This window comes from Streptomyces sp. NPDC052682 (assembly GCF_040678435.1).
GTDB lineage: Bacteria > Actinomycetota > Actinomycetes > Streptomycetales > Streptomycetaceae > Streptomyces.
Genome location: NZ_JBFATS010000007.1, coordinates 214,403 through 229,942, shown reverse-complemented (window position 1 = coordinate 229,942; position 15,540 = coordinate 214,403). Strand labels below are relative to the sequence as shown.

15 protein-coding genes are annotated in these 15,540 nt (G+C 73.3%); 7 read left to right on the top strand and 8 right to left on the bottom strand.

What is annotated here, in order from left to right; all coding sequences use genetic code 11:
* Positions 1-46 precede the first annotated feature (46 nt).
* From AB0K80_RS13375 to AB0K80_RS13355, 5 genes are read right to left on the bottom strand one after another with little or no spacing between them, the layout of a single operon-like run.
* A complete protein-coding gene (locus tag AB0K80_RS13375) occupies positions 47-931 on the bottom strand; it encodes a glycosyltransferase family 2 protein (RefSeq protein WP_365668928.1) in 885 nt (294 codons plus the stop codon).
* Entirely contained in the window at positions 928-1,707 is a 780-nt protein-coding gene (locus AB0K80_RS13370) for a CDP-alcohol phosphatidyltransferase family protein (protein ID WP_365668926.1), read from the bottom strand. The genes AB0K80_RS13375 and AB0K80_RS13370 overlap by 4 nt, the downstream gene beginning before the upstream one ends.
* Positions 1,685-2,746 carry an iron-containing alcohol dehydrogenase family protein gene (locus tag AB0K80_RS13365; RefSeq protein WP_365668924.1) on the bottom strand — a complete coding sequence of 354 codons (1,062 nt, stop codon included), beginning with the start codon at positions 2,744-2,746 and terminating at the stop codon, positions 1,685-1,687. The genes AB0K80_RS13370 and AB0K80_RS13365 overlap by 23 nt, the downstream gene beginning before the upstream one ends.
* Positions 2,734-3,486 carry a phosphocholine cytidylyltransferase family protein gene (locus AB0K80_RS13360; protein WP_365668919.1) on the bottom strand — a complete coding sequence of 251 codons (753 nt, stop codon included), beginning with the start codon at positions 3,484-3,486 and terminating at the stop codon, positions 2,734-2,736. The genes AB0K80_RS13365 and AB0K80_RS13360 overlap by 13 nt, the downstream gene beginning before the upstream one ends.
* Positions 3,483-5,297 (bottom strand): DUF5941 domain-containing protein, encoded by a 1,815-nt coding sequence (locus AB0K80_RS13355; RefSeq protein WP_365668917.1) that lies wholly within the window; start codon positions 5,295-5,297, stop codon positions 3,483-3,485. The genes AB0K80_RS13360 and AB0K80_RS13355 overlap by 4 nt, the downstream gene beginning before the upstream one ends.
* Before the next feature lie 278 nt (positions 5,298-5,575).
* Here AB0K80_RS13355 and galE point away from each other — a divergent pair, with 278 nt between their 5' ends.
* The 3 genes from galE to idi all read left to right on the top strand — a co-directional run bounded on the left by galE (position 5,576) and on the right by idi (position 8,512).
* Positions 5,576-6,547, top strand: coding sequence for a UDP-glucose 4-epimerase GalE (gene galE, locus AB0K80_RS13350; RefSeq protein ID WP_365668915.1), 972 nt, complete (start codon positions 5,576-5,578; stop codon positions 6,545-6,547).
* Between the two features lie 145 nt (positions 6,548-6,692).
* Positions 6,693-7,628, top strand: a complete 936-nt coding sequence (locus tag AB0K80_RS13345) for a cation diffusion facilitator family transporter (RefSeq protein ID WP_365668913.1) — start codon at positions 6,693-6,695, stop codon at positions 7,626-7,628.
* Positions 7,629-7,918: 290 nt separating this feature from the next.
* Complete coding sequence (gene idi / locus AB0K80_RS13340) at positions 7,919-8,512, top strand: isopentenyl-diphosphate Delta-isomerase (RefSeq protein ID WP_365668911.1); 594 nt, start codon at positions 7,919-7,921, stop codon at positions 8,510-8,512.
* A gap of 33 nt (positions 8,513-8,545) precedes the next feature.
* Here the strand turns inward: idi and AB0K80_RS13335 are convergent, their stop codons facing one another.
* The gene (locus tag AB0K80_RS13335) at positions 8,546-9,052 is read right to left on the bottom strand and encodes an ATP-binding protein (protein ID WP_365669164.1); all 507 of its coding nucleotides are present in this window, start codon (positions 9,050-9,052) and stop codon (positions 8,546-8,548) included.
* A gap of 291 nt (positions 9,053-9,343) precedes the next feature.
* On the opposite strand from AB0K80_RS13335, the gene AB0K80_RS13330 reads away from it, so the two are divergent.
* Positions 9,344-10,093 carry an enoyl-CoA hydratase-related protein gene (locus AB0K80_RS13330; RefSeq protein WP_365668909.1) on the top strand — a complete coding sequence of 250 codons (750 nt, stop codon included), beginning with the start codon at positions 9,344-9,346 and terminating at the stop codon, positions 10,091-10,093.
* On the opposite strand, the gene AB0K80_RS13325 is transcribed toward AB0K80_RS13330, so the two are convergent.
* Complete coding sequence (locus tag AB0K80_RS13325; RefSeq protein WP_365668907.1) at positions 10,071-10,715, bottom strand: DJ-1/PfpI family protein; 645 nt, start codon at positions 10,713-10,715, stop codon at positions 10,071-10,073. The genes AB0K80_RS13330 and AB0K80_RS13325 overlap by 23 nt on opposite strands.
* Before the next feature lie 20 nt (positions 10,716-10,735).
* On the bottom strand, positions 10,736-11,695 hold the full coding sequence (locus tag AB0K80_RS13320) for a GlxA family transcriptional regulator (RefSeq protein WP_365668905.1): 960 nt from the start codon (positions 11,693-11,695) through the stop codon (positions 10,736-10,738).
* A gap of 159 nt (positions 11,696-11,854) precedes the next feature.
* On the opposite strand from AB0K80_RS13320, the gene AB0K80_RS13315 reads away from it, so the two are divergent.
* The 3 genes from AB0K80_RS13315 (at position 11,855) to AB0K80_RS13305 (ending at position 15,496) form a co-directional block, all read left to right on the top strand.
* On the top strand, positions 11,855-12,724 hold the full coding sequence (locus AB0K80_RS13315; protein WP_365668903.1) for a hypothetical protein: 870 nt from the start codon (positions 11,855-11,857) through the stop codon (positions 12,722-12,724).
* Positions 12,725-12,923: 199 nt separating this feature from the next.
* Positions 12,924-13,055 (top strand): LPFR motif small protein, encoded by a 132-nt coding sequence (locus tag AB0K80_RS13310; protein ID WP_258958054.1) that lies wholly within the window; start codon positions 12,924-12,926, stop codon positions 13,053-13,055.
* 68 nt (positions 13,056-13,123) lie between these two features.
* Positions 13,124-15,496: a Tex family protein gene (locus AB0K80_RS13305; RefSeq protein WP_365668902.1), complete on the top strand. Its 2,373-nt coding sequence runs from the start codon at positions 13,124-13,126 to the stop codon at positions 15,494-15,496.
* The last annotated feature ends 44 nt before the right edge of the window (positions 15,497-15,540 follow it).

Genomic DNA, 15,540 nt, shown 5'->3' with positions numbered 1-15,540 from the left:
TGCTGGGGCGTGGGTGCGGCCCCGGATGCTCCTGGACAAGAGCTTGTCAGATGACGGGGGGCCGGCCCAGTCGGGTCAGCCGCCACACCGTACGCCACTTCATGGGGCGGCGCGGTCCGCACGGGGTCGTCCAGCCTTCCCGGAATCCGCCGAACCATGCCTTCAGCGCGGGGCGCGAGGGGCGGCGGACGAGGGTGAGCAGCAGCCACACGCCGAGGTAGACGGGAACGAGGGGCGCGGGGAGGTTGCGGCGCGCGAGCCAGACGCGGTTGCGGGCGACCATGCGGTGGTAGACCGCGTGGCGCGAGGGCGCGGTGGCCGGGTGGTACAGCACCATGTCGGACCGGTAGTCGATCATCCAGCCCGCGTCGAGGGCGCGCCACGCGAGGTCGGTCTCCTCGTGGGCGTAGAAGAACGCGTCGGGCAGTGCGCCGACGTCGGCGAAGACCCGGGTGCGCACGGCGTTGGCGCCGCCGAGGAAGGTGGTGACCCGGGAGGAGCGCATCGGGTCGGACGCCCGCAGCCGGGGCACATGGCGGCGCTGGGTGAGGCCGGTGTCGGGGTCGGCGATGCGGAAGCTGATGATGCCGAGCTGCGGGTCGGCCTCGAACGCCTTGCGGCACAGCTCGGCGGTGTCGTGGCGGGCGAGCAGGCCGTCGTCGTCGAGGAACATCAACACGTCGACATCACGGCCGCCGGGGCCGAAGGCCTCTATGCCGACGTTGCGGCCCCCGGGGATGCCGAGGTTCTCCGGCAGCTCGATCGTACGGACGCCGTCGGGGACGTCGGGGACCGGGGAACCGTTGCCGACCACGACGACCTCGACCGGGTCGCCGTCCTGCTCGGCGATCGAGTCGAGCAGGGCGCGCAGCTCGTCCGGCCGGTTGCCCATGGTGATGATCACCGCGCCGACCTTCATGCCGGCGCTCACCGCAGCCTGCTGGAGGCGAGGATGGACACCAGGTGCAGCAGGGTCTGCAGCAGCGCGATCCCGGCGAGTACGGCGGTGCCGAGCCGGGTGAAGAACAGGTCGCCCCTGCTCGCGTCGACGAGGGCGAGGACGAGGATCAGCAGGGACGCCTCGATGCCGAGGATGAGCCGGTGGAACTTCAGCGCGGCGGCGGCCCGGCGGGCCAGCGCCATGCCCGAGGAGCGCGGCTCGGACGCGGACTCCTTGACCGGCGGCATCCCGGCCTGGTGGCGGGCGACGCCGACGAGGTCGGTCTCGGCCTTGATCAGGATCGCGCCGAGCGCGGCGAGGGTGCCCAGGAACGCCCAGAGCCAGTCGATGCGCCCCGGGCCCCACAGGTCGGCGGCGCGCAGGCCGAGGCCGACCAGGACGGCGGCGTCGGTGAGGTAGGCGCCGACCCGGTCCAGGTAGACGCCGCCGAGGGAGTACTGCTTCTTCCAGCGGGCGATCTCGCCGTCGACGCAGTCCAGCAGCAGGTACAGCTGGGTGGCGACGACGCCGAGGACGGCGCCCGGGATCCCCGGCACCAGGAGTGCCGGGGCCGCGAGCACGCCGCAGACGGTCATCAGGTACGTGAGCTGGTTGGGGGTGACCCTGGTGTTCACCAGGTAGCGGTCGACCCGCAGGGACACCTCGCGCATGTAGAGGCGTCCTGCCCAGTGCTCACCGCTGCGCCGGTCCTTCACCCCTGCGGGGTGAACGACGGGGCGGAGTTCAGCTACCGATGGCCTTGACATAGTCGGCGTAGGTGTCCTTGATCTTTTCGGTCGTCAGGTCGAGGTGTTCGAGGATGGTGTAGCGGCCGGGCCGGGTCTCCGGGGCGAACTCCACGACCTTGACGAACTCCTCGGTCGTGAAGCCGATCTCGTCCGGCAGCACGGGCAGGCCGTGCCGGCGCAGCACCTGGGCCATGTACGCCGACTCCTCGTGGGCGCCGCGCAGCCACATGGCGAAGGCCGCGCCCAGACCGCACTGCTCGCCGTGGGCGGCGGCCCGCTTGGGATACAGCAGGTCGAAGGCGTGGTTGATCTCGTGGCAGGCCCCGGAGGAGGGCCGCGAGTCGCCGGAGACGGACATGGCGATACCGCTGAGGACGAGGGCCTCCGCCAGCACCTGGAGGAAGTCGTTGTCCCCGATGCCGCCGGGGTGGCGCAGCACCGCCTCGCCGGCCTGCCGGGCCATCGCGGCGGCCAGGCCGTCGATGCGCTCGCCCTTGACGCGGTTGGCCAGCTCCCAGTCCGCGATGGCGGAGATGTTGGAGACGGCGTCGCCGATGCCGGCCCGGACGAAGCGGACCGGGGCCTCGCGGATGACGTCCAGGTCGATGACGACGGCGATCGGGTTGGGCACGCCGTACGAGCCGCGGCCCGCGTCGTTGTCGAGGGTGGCGACCGGGGAGCACAGACCGTCGTGCGCGAGGTTCGTCGGCACGGCGACCAGGGGCAGCCCGACGCGTGCCGCGGCGAACTTGGCGCAGTCGATGATCTTGCCGCCGCCGAGGCCGACGACGGCGTCGTAGTGGCCGGCCTTTATGTCGCTCGCCAGCCGGACCGCGTCGTCGAGGGTGCCGCCGCCGACCTCGTACCAGGTGGCGCCGGGCATGCCGGGTGCGATGCGCTCGCGCAGCTTCGCGCCGGAGCCGCCGCTGACGGCGACGGCGAGGCGGCCGGAGTGCGAGATGCGCTCGTCGGCGAGGACGCACGCCAGGTCGTCGAGGGCACCCGGGCGGATGTCCACGACCAGCGGCGAGGGGATGAGCCGGGTCAGTACTGGCACGCGATCTCCCGTCCGCGGGCGAGATCGTCGTGGTTGTCGATCTCCACCCACTTGACGTCGCCGATGGGCGCCACGTCGATGCGGAAGCCGCGGTTGACCAGCTCCTGGTAGCCGTGCTCGTAGAACTGCTGCGGGTCCGTCTCCCAGACCGTCTTCAGCGCGTCGGCGAGCTCCGGGGCCGCGTCGCCCTCGATGAGGGTCACGCCGATGTACTCGCCCGAGGCCTCGGCGGGGTCCATCAGCTTGGTGATCTTCGTCATGCCCCTGGCGGGGTCGACGACGACCTTCATCTCCTCGTCGGCGAGCTGCTTGACCGTGTCGACGGCGAGGATGATCTTCCTGCCCTCGCCGCGGGCGGCGAGCAGCGTCTTCTCGACGGAGACCGGGTGCACGGTGTCGCCGTTGGCGAGGATCACCCCGTCCTTGAGGGCGTCACGGCCGCACCACAGGGAGTAGGCGTTGTTCCACTCCTCGGCCTTGTCGTTGTCGATGAGGGTGAGCTTGAGGCCGTACTTCTCCTCCAGCGCGTCCTTGCGCGCGTACACGGCCTCCTTGCGGTAGCCGACGATGATCGCGGCCTCGGTGAGGCCGACCTCGGCGAAGTTGCCGAGGGTCAGGTCGAGAACCGTCGGTTCGCCCTCTATGCCCGCGGGCCCCACCGGCACCAGCGCCTTGGGAAGGCTGTCGGTGTAGGGGCGCAGACGCCGTCCGGCGCCGGCCGCCAGCACGAGGCCGATCATGCGGGTTCTCCTTCATCGTGTACGGCAGGTGCCCCGACCCGGTGGGCGGACACCCAGAAGCGGATGCTCTCGGCGAGCACCACCAGGGCCACGGCCACGGCGAGGACCGTGAGCGCGACCGTGAACTGTGAGGCGGTGAGCAGCGCGGCGAGGACGGTGACGAGCAGCGTCCGCCCTTCGTGCCCCCCGATGACGCGCACCAGCCAGGCCGGGGGCGCTCCGGCGTCGCCGCGGATGCGGTACACCGTGTCGTAGTGATGGTAGGCGACCGCGGCCACCAGCCCGAAGGCCGCGGGAAGGGCTCCGGGCACGTCCGCCCGGGCGGCCAGGACCAGGACGGTGCCGTACTCGGCGGCCCGCAGGACAGGGGGCACCAGCCAGTCGAGGGGGCCCTTGAGGGGCAGGGCGACGGCGGCGCCCGAGGTCAGCGCGTACAGGACGGCCGCGGCGACCGGCAGGGCGCTGCCGTACGGCTCCACGGCCGCCGCGAGCACCAGCACGGCCGCGCCGGGCAGGGCGACGAGGAACCGGGCACCGAACGGCGGCTTGGCGGGCAGCTTGCGCAGCAGCTGCCCGAGGATCTCGGCGAGCGGCCCGCTGTCCGCCAGGTCCGCCAGCGCCCGCGCCGCCCGGTCCGTGCGCCGGGCCTTGCGCGTCAGCGACCGCAGCACCCGCCCCGCCGTCGTGTACGTCGCCGCGAAGGCGCAGCCGATGAGCAGCGCGCAGAACGTGATCCTCGGAGTCGTCGCCGCGGTCAGCACCGCGATCATCGCCCAGCGCTCACCGATCGGCAGGACGATCATGCGGCGCACCCAGACCGTCCAGCCGACGCTGTCGAGCTTGTCGGAGAGGGCGGCGGTGGGGCTGGTGTTGGCGGTGGCGTCGTGGTTGGCCTCGTTGAACGAGAAGTCCACGACGTGCCGGCAGGTCTGCAGGATCATCGCCCCGAGGGCGAGGGCCCACACGTCGTCGCCGGCGCGGGCGGCGCCCAGGGCGAGACCGGCGTAGTAGGCGTACTCCTTGGCCCGGTCGAAGGTGGCGTCCAGCCAGGCGCCGAGGGTGGAGTACTGCAGGGAGTAGCGGGCGAGCTGGCCGTCGGTGCAGTCCAGCACGAAGGACGCGATGAGCAGGACGCCCGCGGCTATGAACCCGCCGCGGGTGCCGGTGGCGGCGCATCCCGCCGCGATCAGCGCGGTGAGCAGCGAGGCGGTGGTGACCTGGTTGGGGGTCAGGCCGCGCCGGGCGCACCAGCGGGCGATGTAGCGCGAGTAGGGGCTGATGAAGAACGTGGTGAAGAAGCCGTCGCGGGCCTTGACGGCCGACTTCAGGCGCACGGCCTCGTCGTCGACGGCGGCGACGGCCTGCCGGGCCTCGTTGCGGGCCTGCGGGTCGGCGGGGACGGCGGCGACCAGGCTGCCGAGCTCGGGGCGGTGCACGGCGGCGCCGTCGGCGTCGAGGGCGGCGGCGATGCGGTCGGCGAGGCTGCCGACCATCGTGGTGCCGCCGCCCGCCGTGTTCTCCCGGGCCATCGCGCGGGTCAGGGCCTGGCGGCCGGCGGGCTGGGCGGTGACGGCGCCGGCGATCGCCGCGAGCGGGAAGCGCGGGTCGGTCAGGCCGAGGCGCAGGGCGTGTACGTGCCCCACGAAACGGGAGTCGACCACGGCGACCCGCTCCCCCGTCGGCACGGCGGCGAGCAGGGTCTCGGCCTCCGCGGCGTCGGACGCGATCCGCACGTCGAAGCCGAGGGACCGCAGATCGTCCTCGAGCGACGAACCGGGGACCGGCTGACCGGTGAGGATGGCGGTCGGCAACCGAACTCACTCCCTGTGTACCGACGCGGTGCGACGGTGGTGTACATCGTGGGGGCGCCCGTGCCGGCGGCTGCCGGGCGGCATGTCGGCAGAGGCTATCGGATGCCGGGAAGCCCGCGTTCACCGCCCGTTCGACGGCCCGATCAACGTGGTTCGCCATGAGCCCGTGCCGCGATCATCATCGGGGATCGGGGGCCCGGCCCACAAACCGCGCATCCCAGATCCGGCATAGAGGACATCGCGGAGCCTCCGGCCGGTTCCGCATAGGGTGGCCCACCATGACATGGCTGATCACAGGCGGGGCGGGCTACATCGGGGCGCACGTGGCGCGGGCCATGCTAGGGGCCGGGCAGCGGGTCGTCGCGCTGGACGACCTGTCGGCCGGGGTGCCCGCGCGGCTGCCGGCCGGCATCCCGCTGGTCGAGGGCTCGGCGTACGACGCGGAGCTGCTGAAGTGGGTGTGCGCCGAGCACCGGGTGTCGGGGGTGGTGCACCTGGCCGCGCGCAAGCAGGTCGCCGAGTCCGTGGCCCAGCCGACGCGGTACTACCGGGAGAACGTCGGGGGCCTGGCGACGCTGCTGGACACGGTCGCCGAGGCGGGGGTGCGCGGCTTCGTGTTCTCCTCGTCGGCGGCGGTGTACGGCGACCCCGGCGTGGACCTCGTCACGGAGGAGGCGCCCTGCGCGCCGGTGAACCCGTACGGCGAGACCAAGCTGGCCGGGGAGTGGCTGGTGCGGGCGGCGGGCCGGGCGCACGGCATGGCCACGGTGTGCCTGCGCTACTTCAACGTGGCCGGGGCGGCCGCGCCGGAGCTGGCGGACACGGGGGTCTTCAACATCGTGCCGATGGTGTTCGACCGGCTCAGCCGCGCCGAGGCCCCGCTGATCTTCGGCGACGACTATCCGACCCCGGACGGCACGTGCGTACGGGACTACATCCACGTCGCCGACCTGGCCGAGGCGCATCTGGCGGCGGCCCGGAGGATCGCCGAGGGGGGCGTCGAGGGCGATCTGACGGTGAACATCGGCCGGGGCGAGGGTGTCTCGGTGCGCGAGCTGATCACGGTCATCGGCGAGGTCACCGGCGACCGGCGGCCCCCGCTGGTGGAGCCGCGCCGCCCCGGCGACGCCCCGCGCGCGGTGGCCTCGGCGGCCAGGGCGGCCAGGACGCTCGGCTGGAGCGCGCGGTACGGGGTACGGGAGATGGTCGAGTCGGCGTGGCAGGGGTGGCTGCTGCACCGCGGCGCCTGACCGGCGGGACTGCCCTGACCTGCGGTTCGTTTCCGCAGGTCAGGGCAGATGACAACGGTGTTCACTGCCGCGTTGCGGATACCCCCCACCCGTAGTTCACTGGGGTGCCGGGCATGATCCGGACGGACGCGGGAGGACGGCTTTCATGGGCGCTGGGCACGATCACGGGCACGCGCACGGCGCGGGCGGCGGTACGGCGGCCTCCGCGTACCGCGGCCGGCTGCGGGCCGCGCTGTCGATCACGCTCGGCGTGGTGGTCGTCTATGTCGTCGGCGGGGTGCTCGCCGACTCCCTCGCGCTGGTGGCGGACGCGGCGCACATGGCGACGGACGCGCTGGGCCTGGGCATGGCGCTGCTGGCGATCCACTTCGCGAACCGCCCGCCGAGCGAGCGCCGCACCTTCGGCTACGCCCGCGCGGAGATACTCGCAGCCCTGGCCAACTGCCTGCTGCTGCTCGGGGTCGGCGGGTACGTCGTGTACGAGGCGGTCCAGCGGTTCGTCACCCCGGCCGGCACCGAGGGCGCTCTGACGCTCGCGTTCGGCCTGGTCGGCCTGGTCGCCAACGTGGTGTCGCTGACGCTGCTGATGCGCGGGCAGAAGGAGAGCCTGAACGTGCGCGGCGCGTTCCTGGAGGTGGCGGCGGACACACTGGGCTCGGTCGCGGTGATCGTGTCGGCGCTGGTGATCCTCGGCACCGGCTGGCAGGCCGCCGACCCGATCGCCTCGCTCGTCATCGCGCTGATGATCGTGCCGCGGACCTGGAAGCTGCTGCGCGAGACGCTGGACGTGCTGCTGGAGGCGGCCCCGAAGGACGTCGACATGGCCGAGGTGCGCTCCCACATCCTCGCCCTCGACGGGGTGGAGGACGTGCACGACCTGCACGCCTGGACCATCACCTCCGGCATGCCGGTGCTCTCGGCGCACGTGGTGGTCAGCTCGGAGGTGCTGACCGCGCTGGGCCACGAGAAGCTGCTGCACGAGCTGCAGGGCTGCCTGGGCGACCACTTCGACGTGGAGCACTGCACTTTCCAGCTGGAGCCGGGCGGGCACGCCGAGCACGAGGCGCGGCTGTGCCACTGAGCCCCGCACCGGGGCGGGTGCGCGCGGGCGCGCCCGGGGCGCACCCGGTGACCGACGCGCCGGGGCACGCGGCGCTGTGCCGCGCGTCCGCGCCCTGACCTTCCCGGCCGGAGGGCGGACGGTTCCCCGTCCGCCGCGCCGGGCACGATCACCTACCGGGCCCTGCTTCCCGGTGTCCGGGGATCGGCCGCGGGCCGCGTCGCCGTGCGGGACATGCGGGCGCCCGCGAATGCCGGGTGTGCCGGTTTCGTACGGCACACTGGGCGCGAAGACCGATGCGAAGGATGGGTATGCCGATCACACCTGCCACCGCGACGCACAGTCCGTCGAACGGCACCGCTGACGCGATCCTGCTGGAACTGGTCGACGAGGACGGCGTGACGATCGGCACCGCGGAGAAGCTGGCGGCCCACCAGCCGCCGGGGCAGTTGCACCGCGCCTTCTCCGTCTTCCTCTTCGACGAGCGCGGCCGGCTGCTGCTCCAGCAGCGGGCGCTGGGCAAGTACCACTCCCCCGGGGTGTGGTCCAACACCTGCTGCGGCCACCCCTACCCGGGTGAGGCCCCCTTCGCGGCGGCGGCCCGGCGGACGTACGAGGAGCTCGGGGTGTCCCCCTCGTTGCTGGCCGAGGCGGGCACGGTGCGCTACAACCACCCGGACCCGGACTCGGGCCTGGTGGAGCAGGAGTTCAACCACCTCTTCGTCGGGCTGGTGCAGTCCCCGCCGCGGCCGGACGCCCAGGAGGTGGCGGCGACGGCCTTCGTGACGCCCGCCGAACTGGCCGAGCGGCACGCCAGGGACACCTTCTCGTCCTGGTTCATGACGGTCCTGGACGCGGCCCGTCCGGCGATCAGGGAACTGACGGGCCCGTCCGCCGCCTGGTGACGGCGCGGCCGGCGGCGGCTGCGGAGGGATTGACTACAGGACGTGTACGGGCTTGAGCGGCAGGGTGGCCCAGATCACCTTGCCGCCGCTCGTCGTGTGCTCGACGTCGCACATGCCGCCCGCCTCCACGGTGATCTCGCGCACCAGGAGCAGGCCCCGCCCGCCCGTCTCGCTGTGGGCGGCCTCCAGGGCGGTGGGGCGGTAGGGGTGGTTGTCCTCCACCGACACCCGGATCCACTCGGCACCGACGGCCACCTCGACGGCGAGCACGGGTGAGAGCACGGCCGCGTGCCGGACCGCGTTCGTGACCAGCTCCGAGACGATCAGCAGCAGGCTGTGCACCAGGTCCTCGGAGACGGGCACGCCCTGACGCAGCAGCAGATCCCGTACCGCGTGCCGGGCCTGCGGGACGGAGGCGTCGACGGCGGGAGCGGTGAACCGCCACACCCCCTCGTACGGCAGTGGGTCCGCGGGCTCCGGGTCGTACGCCGCGCCCTGGCCCTCGGGGCGTGGGCCGGGCCCGCGCCCATGATCGTCCATCGTCCGGTCGCCACCCTCGCGCTCGATTGTCACCACGTGTCGAGTGTTGGTAACGATCCGCTCCGGACACCGGACCTGAACAGAAGTCAGCAACTATCGAGCGCTTCTGATCGTCGGCGTATGACACGGTCAGTTGTGGGACTGTTCCTGCCCCTGTTGTGCCGCCTCGGCGAACTATTCGGGTTGTACGGGTTTGGCGGCGACCGCGTCCGGCTCACGGCGGGGCCGAGCGGCAGGGGCGGCCCGGGTGGCACGGCGTGACCGGGTGGTGCGGCGGATAGCATCCGGCGTATGGAGCCGCAGCTGCTGCACCGTGTCGCCGACGCGGTGGCCACCGTCGTGATCAGTCATCCGGCCAAGCGCAACGCCATGACGGCGGCGATGTGGCGGGCCCTTCCGCCGTTGCTTCAGGAGCTGGCGGGTGATCCGGCGGTGCGGGCCCTGGTGCTGACCGGCGAGGGCGGCACGTTCTGCGCCGGGGCCGACATCTCGACACTGCGGGGATCGTCCGAGGAGGCGCAGCGGCTGGCGGTGCGGGCCGAGGAGGCGCTCGCCGCGTTCCCCAAGCCGACCTTGGCGGCGGTCCGCGGACACTGTGTGGGCGGCGGGGTGCAGCTGGCGGCGGCATGCGATCTGCGGTTCGCCGGGCAGGGGGCGTTGTTCGGGGTGACGGCGGCCCGGCTGGGCATCGTCTACCCGGCCTCCGCCACCCGCCGCCTGGTGTCGCTGGTCGGGCCGGCCACCGCCAAGTACCTGCTGTTCTCCGGCGAGTTGATCGACGCGGAGCGGGCGTTGCGCACCGGGTTCGTCGACGAGGTGCTGCCGGAGGACGATCTCGACCAGCGCGTCACGGAGTTCACGCGGATCCTGGTCTCCCGGTCGCAGCTGACGCAGGCCGCGGCGAAGGAGTTCGCCGACGGGCGTACCGACCGCGACGCCCACTGGGCCGAGCAGGCGCGCGGCAGCGGCGACACCGCCGAGGGTGTCGCCGCGTTCCTGGAGCGCAGGCCGTCGCGCTTCAGCTGGACTGCGTCAGGATGAAGCGGCTCCTGGCGCGCAGCGTGTCGACGAGGTGCGCGGGCGCCTTGTGCGGGGACCCGGCGTCGTAGGGAGGCTGCGGGTCGTACTCGGTGCCCAGCTGGACGGCCCGGGCGAGGTCGTCTCCGCCGATCCGGCCGAGCAGGGCCAGCGCCATGTCGATCCCGGCGGAGACGCCGGCGGCGGTGACGTACTTGCCGTCGAAGACGACGCGTTCGCCGGTGGGTTCGGCGCCGAACCGCCGCAGCTCGTCCAGGGCCAGCCAGTGGGAGGTGGCGCGGCGGCCCGCGAGGAGGCCGGCGGCGGCCAGCAGCAGGGAGCCGGTGCACACGGAGGTCGTCCAGGTGCTGGTGGCGTCAGCGGCCCGCAGCCAGTCCAGGAGGGGCCCGTGGTCCATCAGCGCGCTCTGGCCGGGGCCGCCGGAGACGACCACGACGTCGGGGCTCGGCACCTCGGACAGCGCCTGGTCGGCGGTGAGCGCCAGCGCCCCGGTCTCGGTGCGCAGCGGACCGGGCCGCTCGGCCACGAAGACGGTCTGCGCGCCGGGGGCGCGGGAGAGGATCTCGTAGGGGCCGACGACGTCGAGGGCGGTGAAGCGGTCGTAGACGACCAGGGCGATCTGCACGGGGCTGCCTCTCGGTGGGTTCAGGGGGCGGGCGCGGGACGGAAGCGGCGCCGGTATTCGGCCGGGGCGGCTCCGAGCGCTCTGACGAAGGCGCGGCGCATGGCCTCGGGAGTGCCGTAGCCGCTGGCGCGGGAGATCTCCTCGATGCCGTCGGCCGTGTCCTCCAGCAGGCGGCGGGCGTGTTCGAGGCGGACCCGGTCGACGTAGCGGCCCGGGGTCATGCCGGTCTCGGCGCGGAACGCGCGGGCGAAGTGACGGGGTGAGAGGCGGGCGCGGGCGGCCAGGGTCTCGACGGCCAGGTCGGCGCCGGGGTGCTCGGTGATCCACTGCTGGACCTCGCGCAGCGGCTCGCGGCGGGCGGTCTGGGCGGCGAGCTGGGCGCTGAACTGGGCCTGGTTGCCCGGACGGCGCAGGAAGACGACCAGGTGCCGGGCGAGGGTGAGGGCCACGTCCCGGCCCAGGTCCTCCTCGACCAGGGCGAGGGCGAGGTCGATGCCCGCGGTGACGCCGGCGGAGGTGGCGACGGGGCCGTCGCGCACGTAGATCGGGTCGGGGTCGACCTCGACGGCCGGGTGGTCGCGGGCGAGCTCGGCGCAGTACGCCCAGTGGGTGGTGGCCCGGCGGCCGTCCAGCAGACCGGCCTCGGCGAGCACGATCGCGCCGGTGCAGACGGAGACCAGGCGGGTGGCGCGCGGCCCGTGCTCGCGCACCCAGTCGACCAGGCCCGGGTCGGGCCGCCGGGTGCCCTGGCCCCCGGGGACCAGGAGGGTGTGCGGGCCGGTGGCCTCGGCGAGGGACGAGTCGGGGACGAGGGTCAGCCCGCTGGTGGTCCGTACGGGGCCGCCGTCCAGGGACGCGGTGCGGATCAGGTACGTGCCCGGGGAGTGCCTTTCCGCCCCGGCGAACACCTCCACCGGGCCGGAGACATCGAGGCTCTGCACGCCGTCGAAGAGGACGACGAGAACGGTTCGCTGCGCCATGCCGCCGATTCTTCGCCGGGCCCGATCATGGCCGCAATGACGAGTTCCCCACCTTTTCTGCCCTCCGGCAGGCACCCCTGCGGCACACACCCCTGCGGCACACCCCCTTGCGGCACACACCCCTGGAGGACATACCAAGCGGTTGGTAATGTGCCCGGCATGACGACTGCCGTCCTCGAGCCGCGCGCCGGCCGCCGCTGCCACAACGCCCTCAACACGCTGCACGCGACGCACTACTTCTCGCCCGACCTGGGCCGGGAACTGGGAGCCGTCGGTGTCACCGACCCGCGTGCCGTCAACCTCGCGGTGCGCTCGGCGGCGCTCGGGCCGGTGGGGGCGGGCACGGTCGCGGCGGCGTTCTACAACTACAAGTACGAGCTGGTGGCCCGGCATGTGCCCGCCGTCTGGCAGACCGCCTCTCCGCAGCGGGTCCTGGCGGCACGCGCGCGTGCCGTCGACGCGACGCTGCGCCGGCTGCTGGGTGAGCAGGCCCTGACGTCGGCGGAGATGGCCGAGGCGGCCCGCCTCGCGCTGCGCGCCTGCGAGGCCTGCACGCGCGGCGCCCGGCCGCTGTACGCCGCGCACGCCGACCTGCCCGTCCCCGACGAGCCGCACCTGGCGTTCTGGCACGCGGCGACGCTGCTGCGCGAGCACCGGGGCGACGGACATCTGACGGTGCTGGTGTCCGCCGGGCTCGACGGTCTTGAGGCGCTGGTGACCCACACCGCGACCGGCAAGGGCATGACCCCCAAGTGGGTGTTCGGCACACGCGGGTGGACCGAGCAGGAGTGGGACGCCGCGGTGGCACGACTGCGGGACCGCGGGCTGCTGGACGGCGACGCCGAGCTGACCGAGAAGGGCGCCGCCCTGCGCGAGGAGATCGAGCAGGAGACCGACCGGCTGGACCGGGCCCCCTACGAGCACCTCGGCCCCGACGGCGTCGCCCGACTGACCGAGCTGGCCTCGACGTTCGCCCGCGTGGCCCTGACGGCGGGGGCGTTCCCCGCCGACCTGCTCGGCAAGCGGTGACCGGGCCGCCGGACCGGGCTGGCTCCGGTCCGGCGGCGAACGCGCGCGGGAGCGACCAAGGGGCGGGCCGGCCCCGCCGGCAGGTGCGCGGGTGCCGGCGGCGCCCGGCCCGGCCCGGGCGCGGTACGCATGACGGACCGTCCTCGCGGTACCCGGCACCTCCCGGCCGGTGCGGCCGGGAGAGGAAAGGGGAGAATCCGTGTTCCGTGCAATCGCTGATGTGCTGCGCCAGATCGGTGGGGCCATCGCCACCGTCGTGACGCTGCCGTTCCGCGCGCTGGCCCGGCTGTTCGGCGGGGCCTCGTCCACCACGCGCAGCCGCAGGGCCTGAGCCACGATTGTCGGTGCCGCCTGCCACAATTGCCGCGCACCCCGAAGTGGAGAAGGCGGTACGGCATCGTGACGACACCCGGGTCCCTCGCAGCAGGGTCCATCGAAGGCAGGATCGCCGAGGAGCTCGGCGTAACGGAGCGGCAGGTCAAGGCCGCCGTGGAACTGCTCGACGGCGGTTCGACGGTGCCCTTCATCGCCCGGTACCGCAAGGAAGCGACCGGGATGCTCGACGACGCGCAACTGCGCACGATCGAGGAGCGGCTGCGTTATCTGCGGGAGCTGGAAGAGCGGCGGACCGCGATCCTGGAGTCAGTGCGCGAGCAGGGCAAGCTCACCGAGGAGCTCGAGGCGCAGATCCGGGCCGCGGAGACCAAGGCGCGCCTGGAGGACATCTACCTGCCCTACAAGCCCAAGCGGCGCACCAAGGCACAGATCGCCCGCGAGGCGGGCCTGGAGCCGCTGGCCGAGGGGCTGCTCGGCGACCCGGGCGTCGAGCCCCTGGCCGCGGCGGCCGCGTTCGTCGACGCCGGCAAGGGCGTACCCGACCCGCAGGCCGCCCTCGACGGCGCCCGGGCGATCCTGACCGAGCGGTTCTCCGAGGACGCCGACCTGATCGGCGAGCTGCGCGAGCGCATGTGGGCGCGCGGGCGGCTCGCCGCCAAGGTCCGCGAGGGCAAGGAGGAGGCGGGCGCCAAGTTCGCCGACTACTTCGACTTCGCCGAGCCGTTCACCCAACTGCCCTCGCACCGCGTCCTGGCGATGCTGCGCGGCGAGAAGGAGGAGGTCCTCGACCTCGTCCTGGAGCCCGAGGAGCCGGCCGACGGCCCGTCGTCGTACGAGGGGATCATCGCGCACCGCTTCGGGATCGCCGACCGGGGCCGCCCGGCCGACAAGTGGCTGGTGGACACGGTCCGCTGGGCCTGGCGGACCCGCATCCTGGTGCACCTGGGCATCGACATCCGCACCCGGCTGCGCACGGCCGCCGAGGACGAGGCCGTGAAGGTGTTCGCGGCCAACCTGCGCGACCTGCTGCTCGCCGCCCCGGCCGGCACCCGCGCCACGCTCGGCCTGGACCCGGGCTACCGGACGGGCGTGAAGGTCGCCGTGGTCGACGCGACCGGCAAGGTGGTGGCGACCGACGTCGTCTACCCGCACGTCCCGGCGAACAAGTGGGACGAGGCCCTCGCCAAGCTGGCGCGGCTGGCGAAGGAGCACGCGGTCGAGCTGGTCGCGATCGGCAACGGCACCGCGTCCCGCGAGACCGACAAGCTCGCCGGGGAACTGATCGCCAAGCACCCGGAGTTGAAGCTCACCAAGGTGATGGTGTCCGAGGCGGGCGCCTCGGTGTACTCGGCCTCCGCGTTCGCCTCGCAGGAGCTGCCGGACCTGGACGTGTCGCTGCGCGGCGCGGTCTCCATCGCCCGCCGGCTCCAGGACCCGCTGGCCGAGCTGGTGAAGATCGACCCGAAGTCGATCGGTGTCGGCCAGTACCAGCACGACCTGTCCGAGGTGAAGCTGTCGCGGTCGCTGGACGCGGTGGTCGAGGACTGTGTGAACGGCGTGGGCGTGGACGTCAACACGGCCTCCGCCCCGCTGCTGGCCCGGGTCTCCGGCATCACCTCCGGGCTCGCGGAGAACATCGTGGCGCACCGGGACGCCAACGGGCCGTTCCGGTCCCGCTCCGAGCTGAAGAAGGTGCCGCGGCTGGGCCCGAAGGCGTACGAGCAGTGCGCGGGCTTCCTGCGGATCCGGGGCGGCGACGACCCGCTGGACGCCTCCAGCGTCCACCCGGAGGCGTACCCGGTGGTGCGCCGGATGGTGAAGACCACCGGCCAGGAGGTCGCCGCGCTGATCGGCAACACCGCGGTGCTGCGCTCGCTGCGGCCGCAGGACTTCGTGGACGAGACGTTCGGTCTGCCGACCGTCACCGACATCCTCAAGGAGCTGGAGAAGCCCGGCCGTGACCCGCGCCCGGCCTTTAGGACGGCCGCTTTCAAGGAGGGCGTCGAGAAGATCTCCGACCTGTCGGCCGGGATGGTCCTGGAGGGCGTCGTGACGAACGTGGCGGCCTTCGGCGCGTTCGTCGACGTCGGTGTCCACCAGGACGGTCTGGTGCACGTCTCCGCGATGTCGAAGACGTTCGTCAAGGACCCGCGGGACGTCGTCAAGCCCGGCGACATCGTCAAGGTGAAGGTCCTCGACGTGGACATCCCGCGCAAGCGGATCTCCCTGACGCTGCGGCTGGACGACGAGGCCGCGCCCCAGGGCCAGGCCCCTGGTGAGCGGCGGCAGCGCGGTGGGCGTCCGCCGCAGCAGCGGCAGGGCGGCCGGGGCGGCGGTGGCGGTGGCGGCGGTGCGCGCCAGGCGGCGCCGCCCGCCAACAGCGCGATGGCCGACGCCCTGCGCCGGGCGGGCCTGCTCGACCCGAAGCGGCGCTGAGGAACCCCAGGCCCGGGCCCCGCACGGCAGCGGAAGCCCCGGGC

Coding starts and splice junctions, on each gene's coding strand:
- AB0K80_RS13315 (WP_365668903.1), top strand. CDS start 11,855: ATGACGACTGCCGTCCTCGAGCCGCGCGCCGGCCGCCGCTGCCACAAC.
- AB0K80_RS13345 (WP_365668913.1), top strand. CDS start 6,693: ATGGGCGCTGGGCACGATCACGGGCACGCGCACGGCGCGGGCGGCGGT.
- AB0K80_RS13370 (WP_365668926.1), bottom strand. CDS start 1,707: ATGTCAAGGCCATCGGTAGCTGAACTCCGCCCCGTCGTTCACCCCGCA.
- AB0K80_RS13330 (WP_365668909.1), top strand. CDS start 9,344: ATGGAGCCGCAGCTGCTGCACCGTGTCGCCGACGCGGTGGCCACCGTC.
- AB0K80_RS13320 (WP_365668905.1), bottom strand. CDS start 11,695: ATGGCGCAGCGAACCGTTCTCGTCGTCCTCTTCGACGGCGTGCAGAGC.
- AB0K80_RS13360 (WP_365668919.1), bottom strand. CDS start 3,486: ATGATCGGCCTCGTGCTGGCGGCCGGCGCCGGACGGCGTCTGCGCCCC.
- AB0K80_RS13335 (WP_365669164.1), bottom strand. CDS start 9,052: ATGGACGATCATGGGCGCGGGCCCGGCCCACGCCCCGAGGGCCAGGGC.
- galE (WP_365668915.1), top strand. CDS start 5,576: ATGACATGGCTGATCACAGGCGGGGCGGGCTACATCGGGGCGCACGTG.
- idi (WP_365668911.1), top strand. CDS start 7,919: ATGCCGATCACACCTGCCACCGCGACGCACAGTCCGTCGAACGGCACC.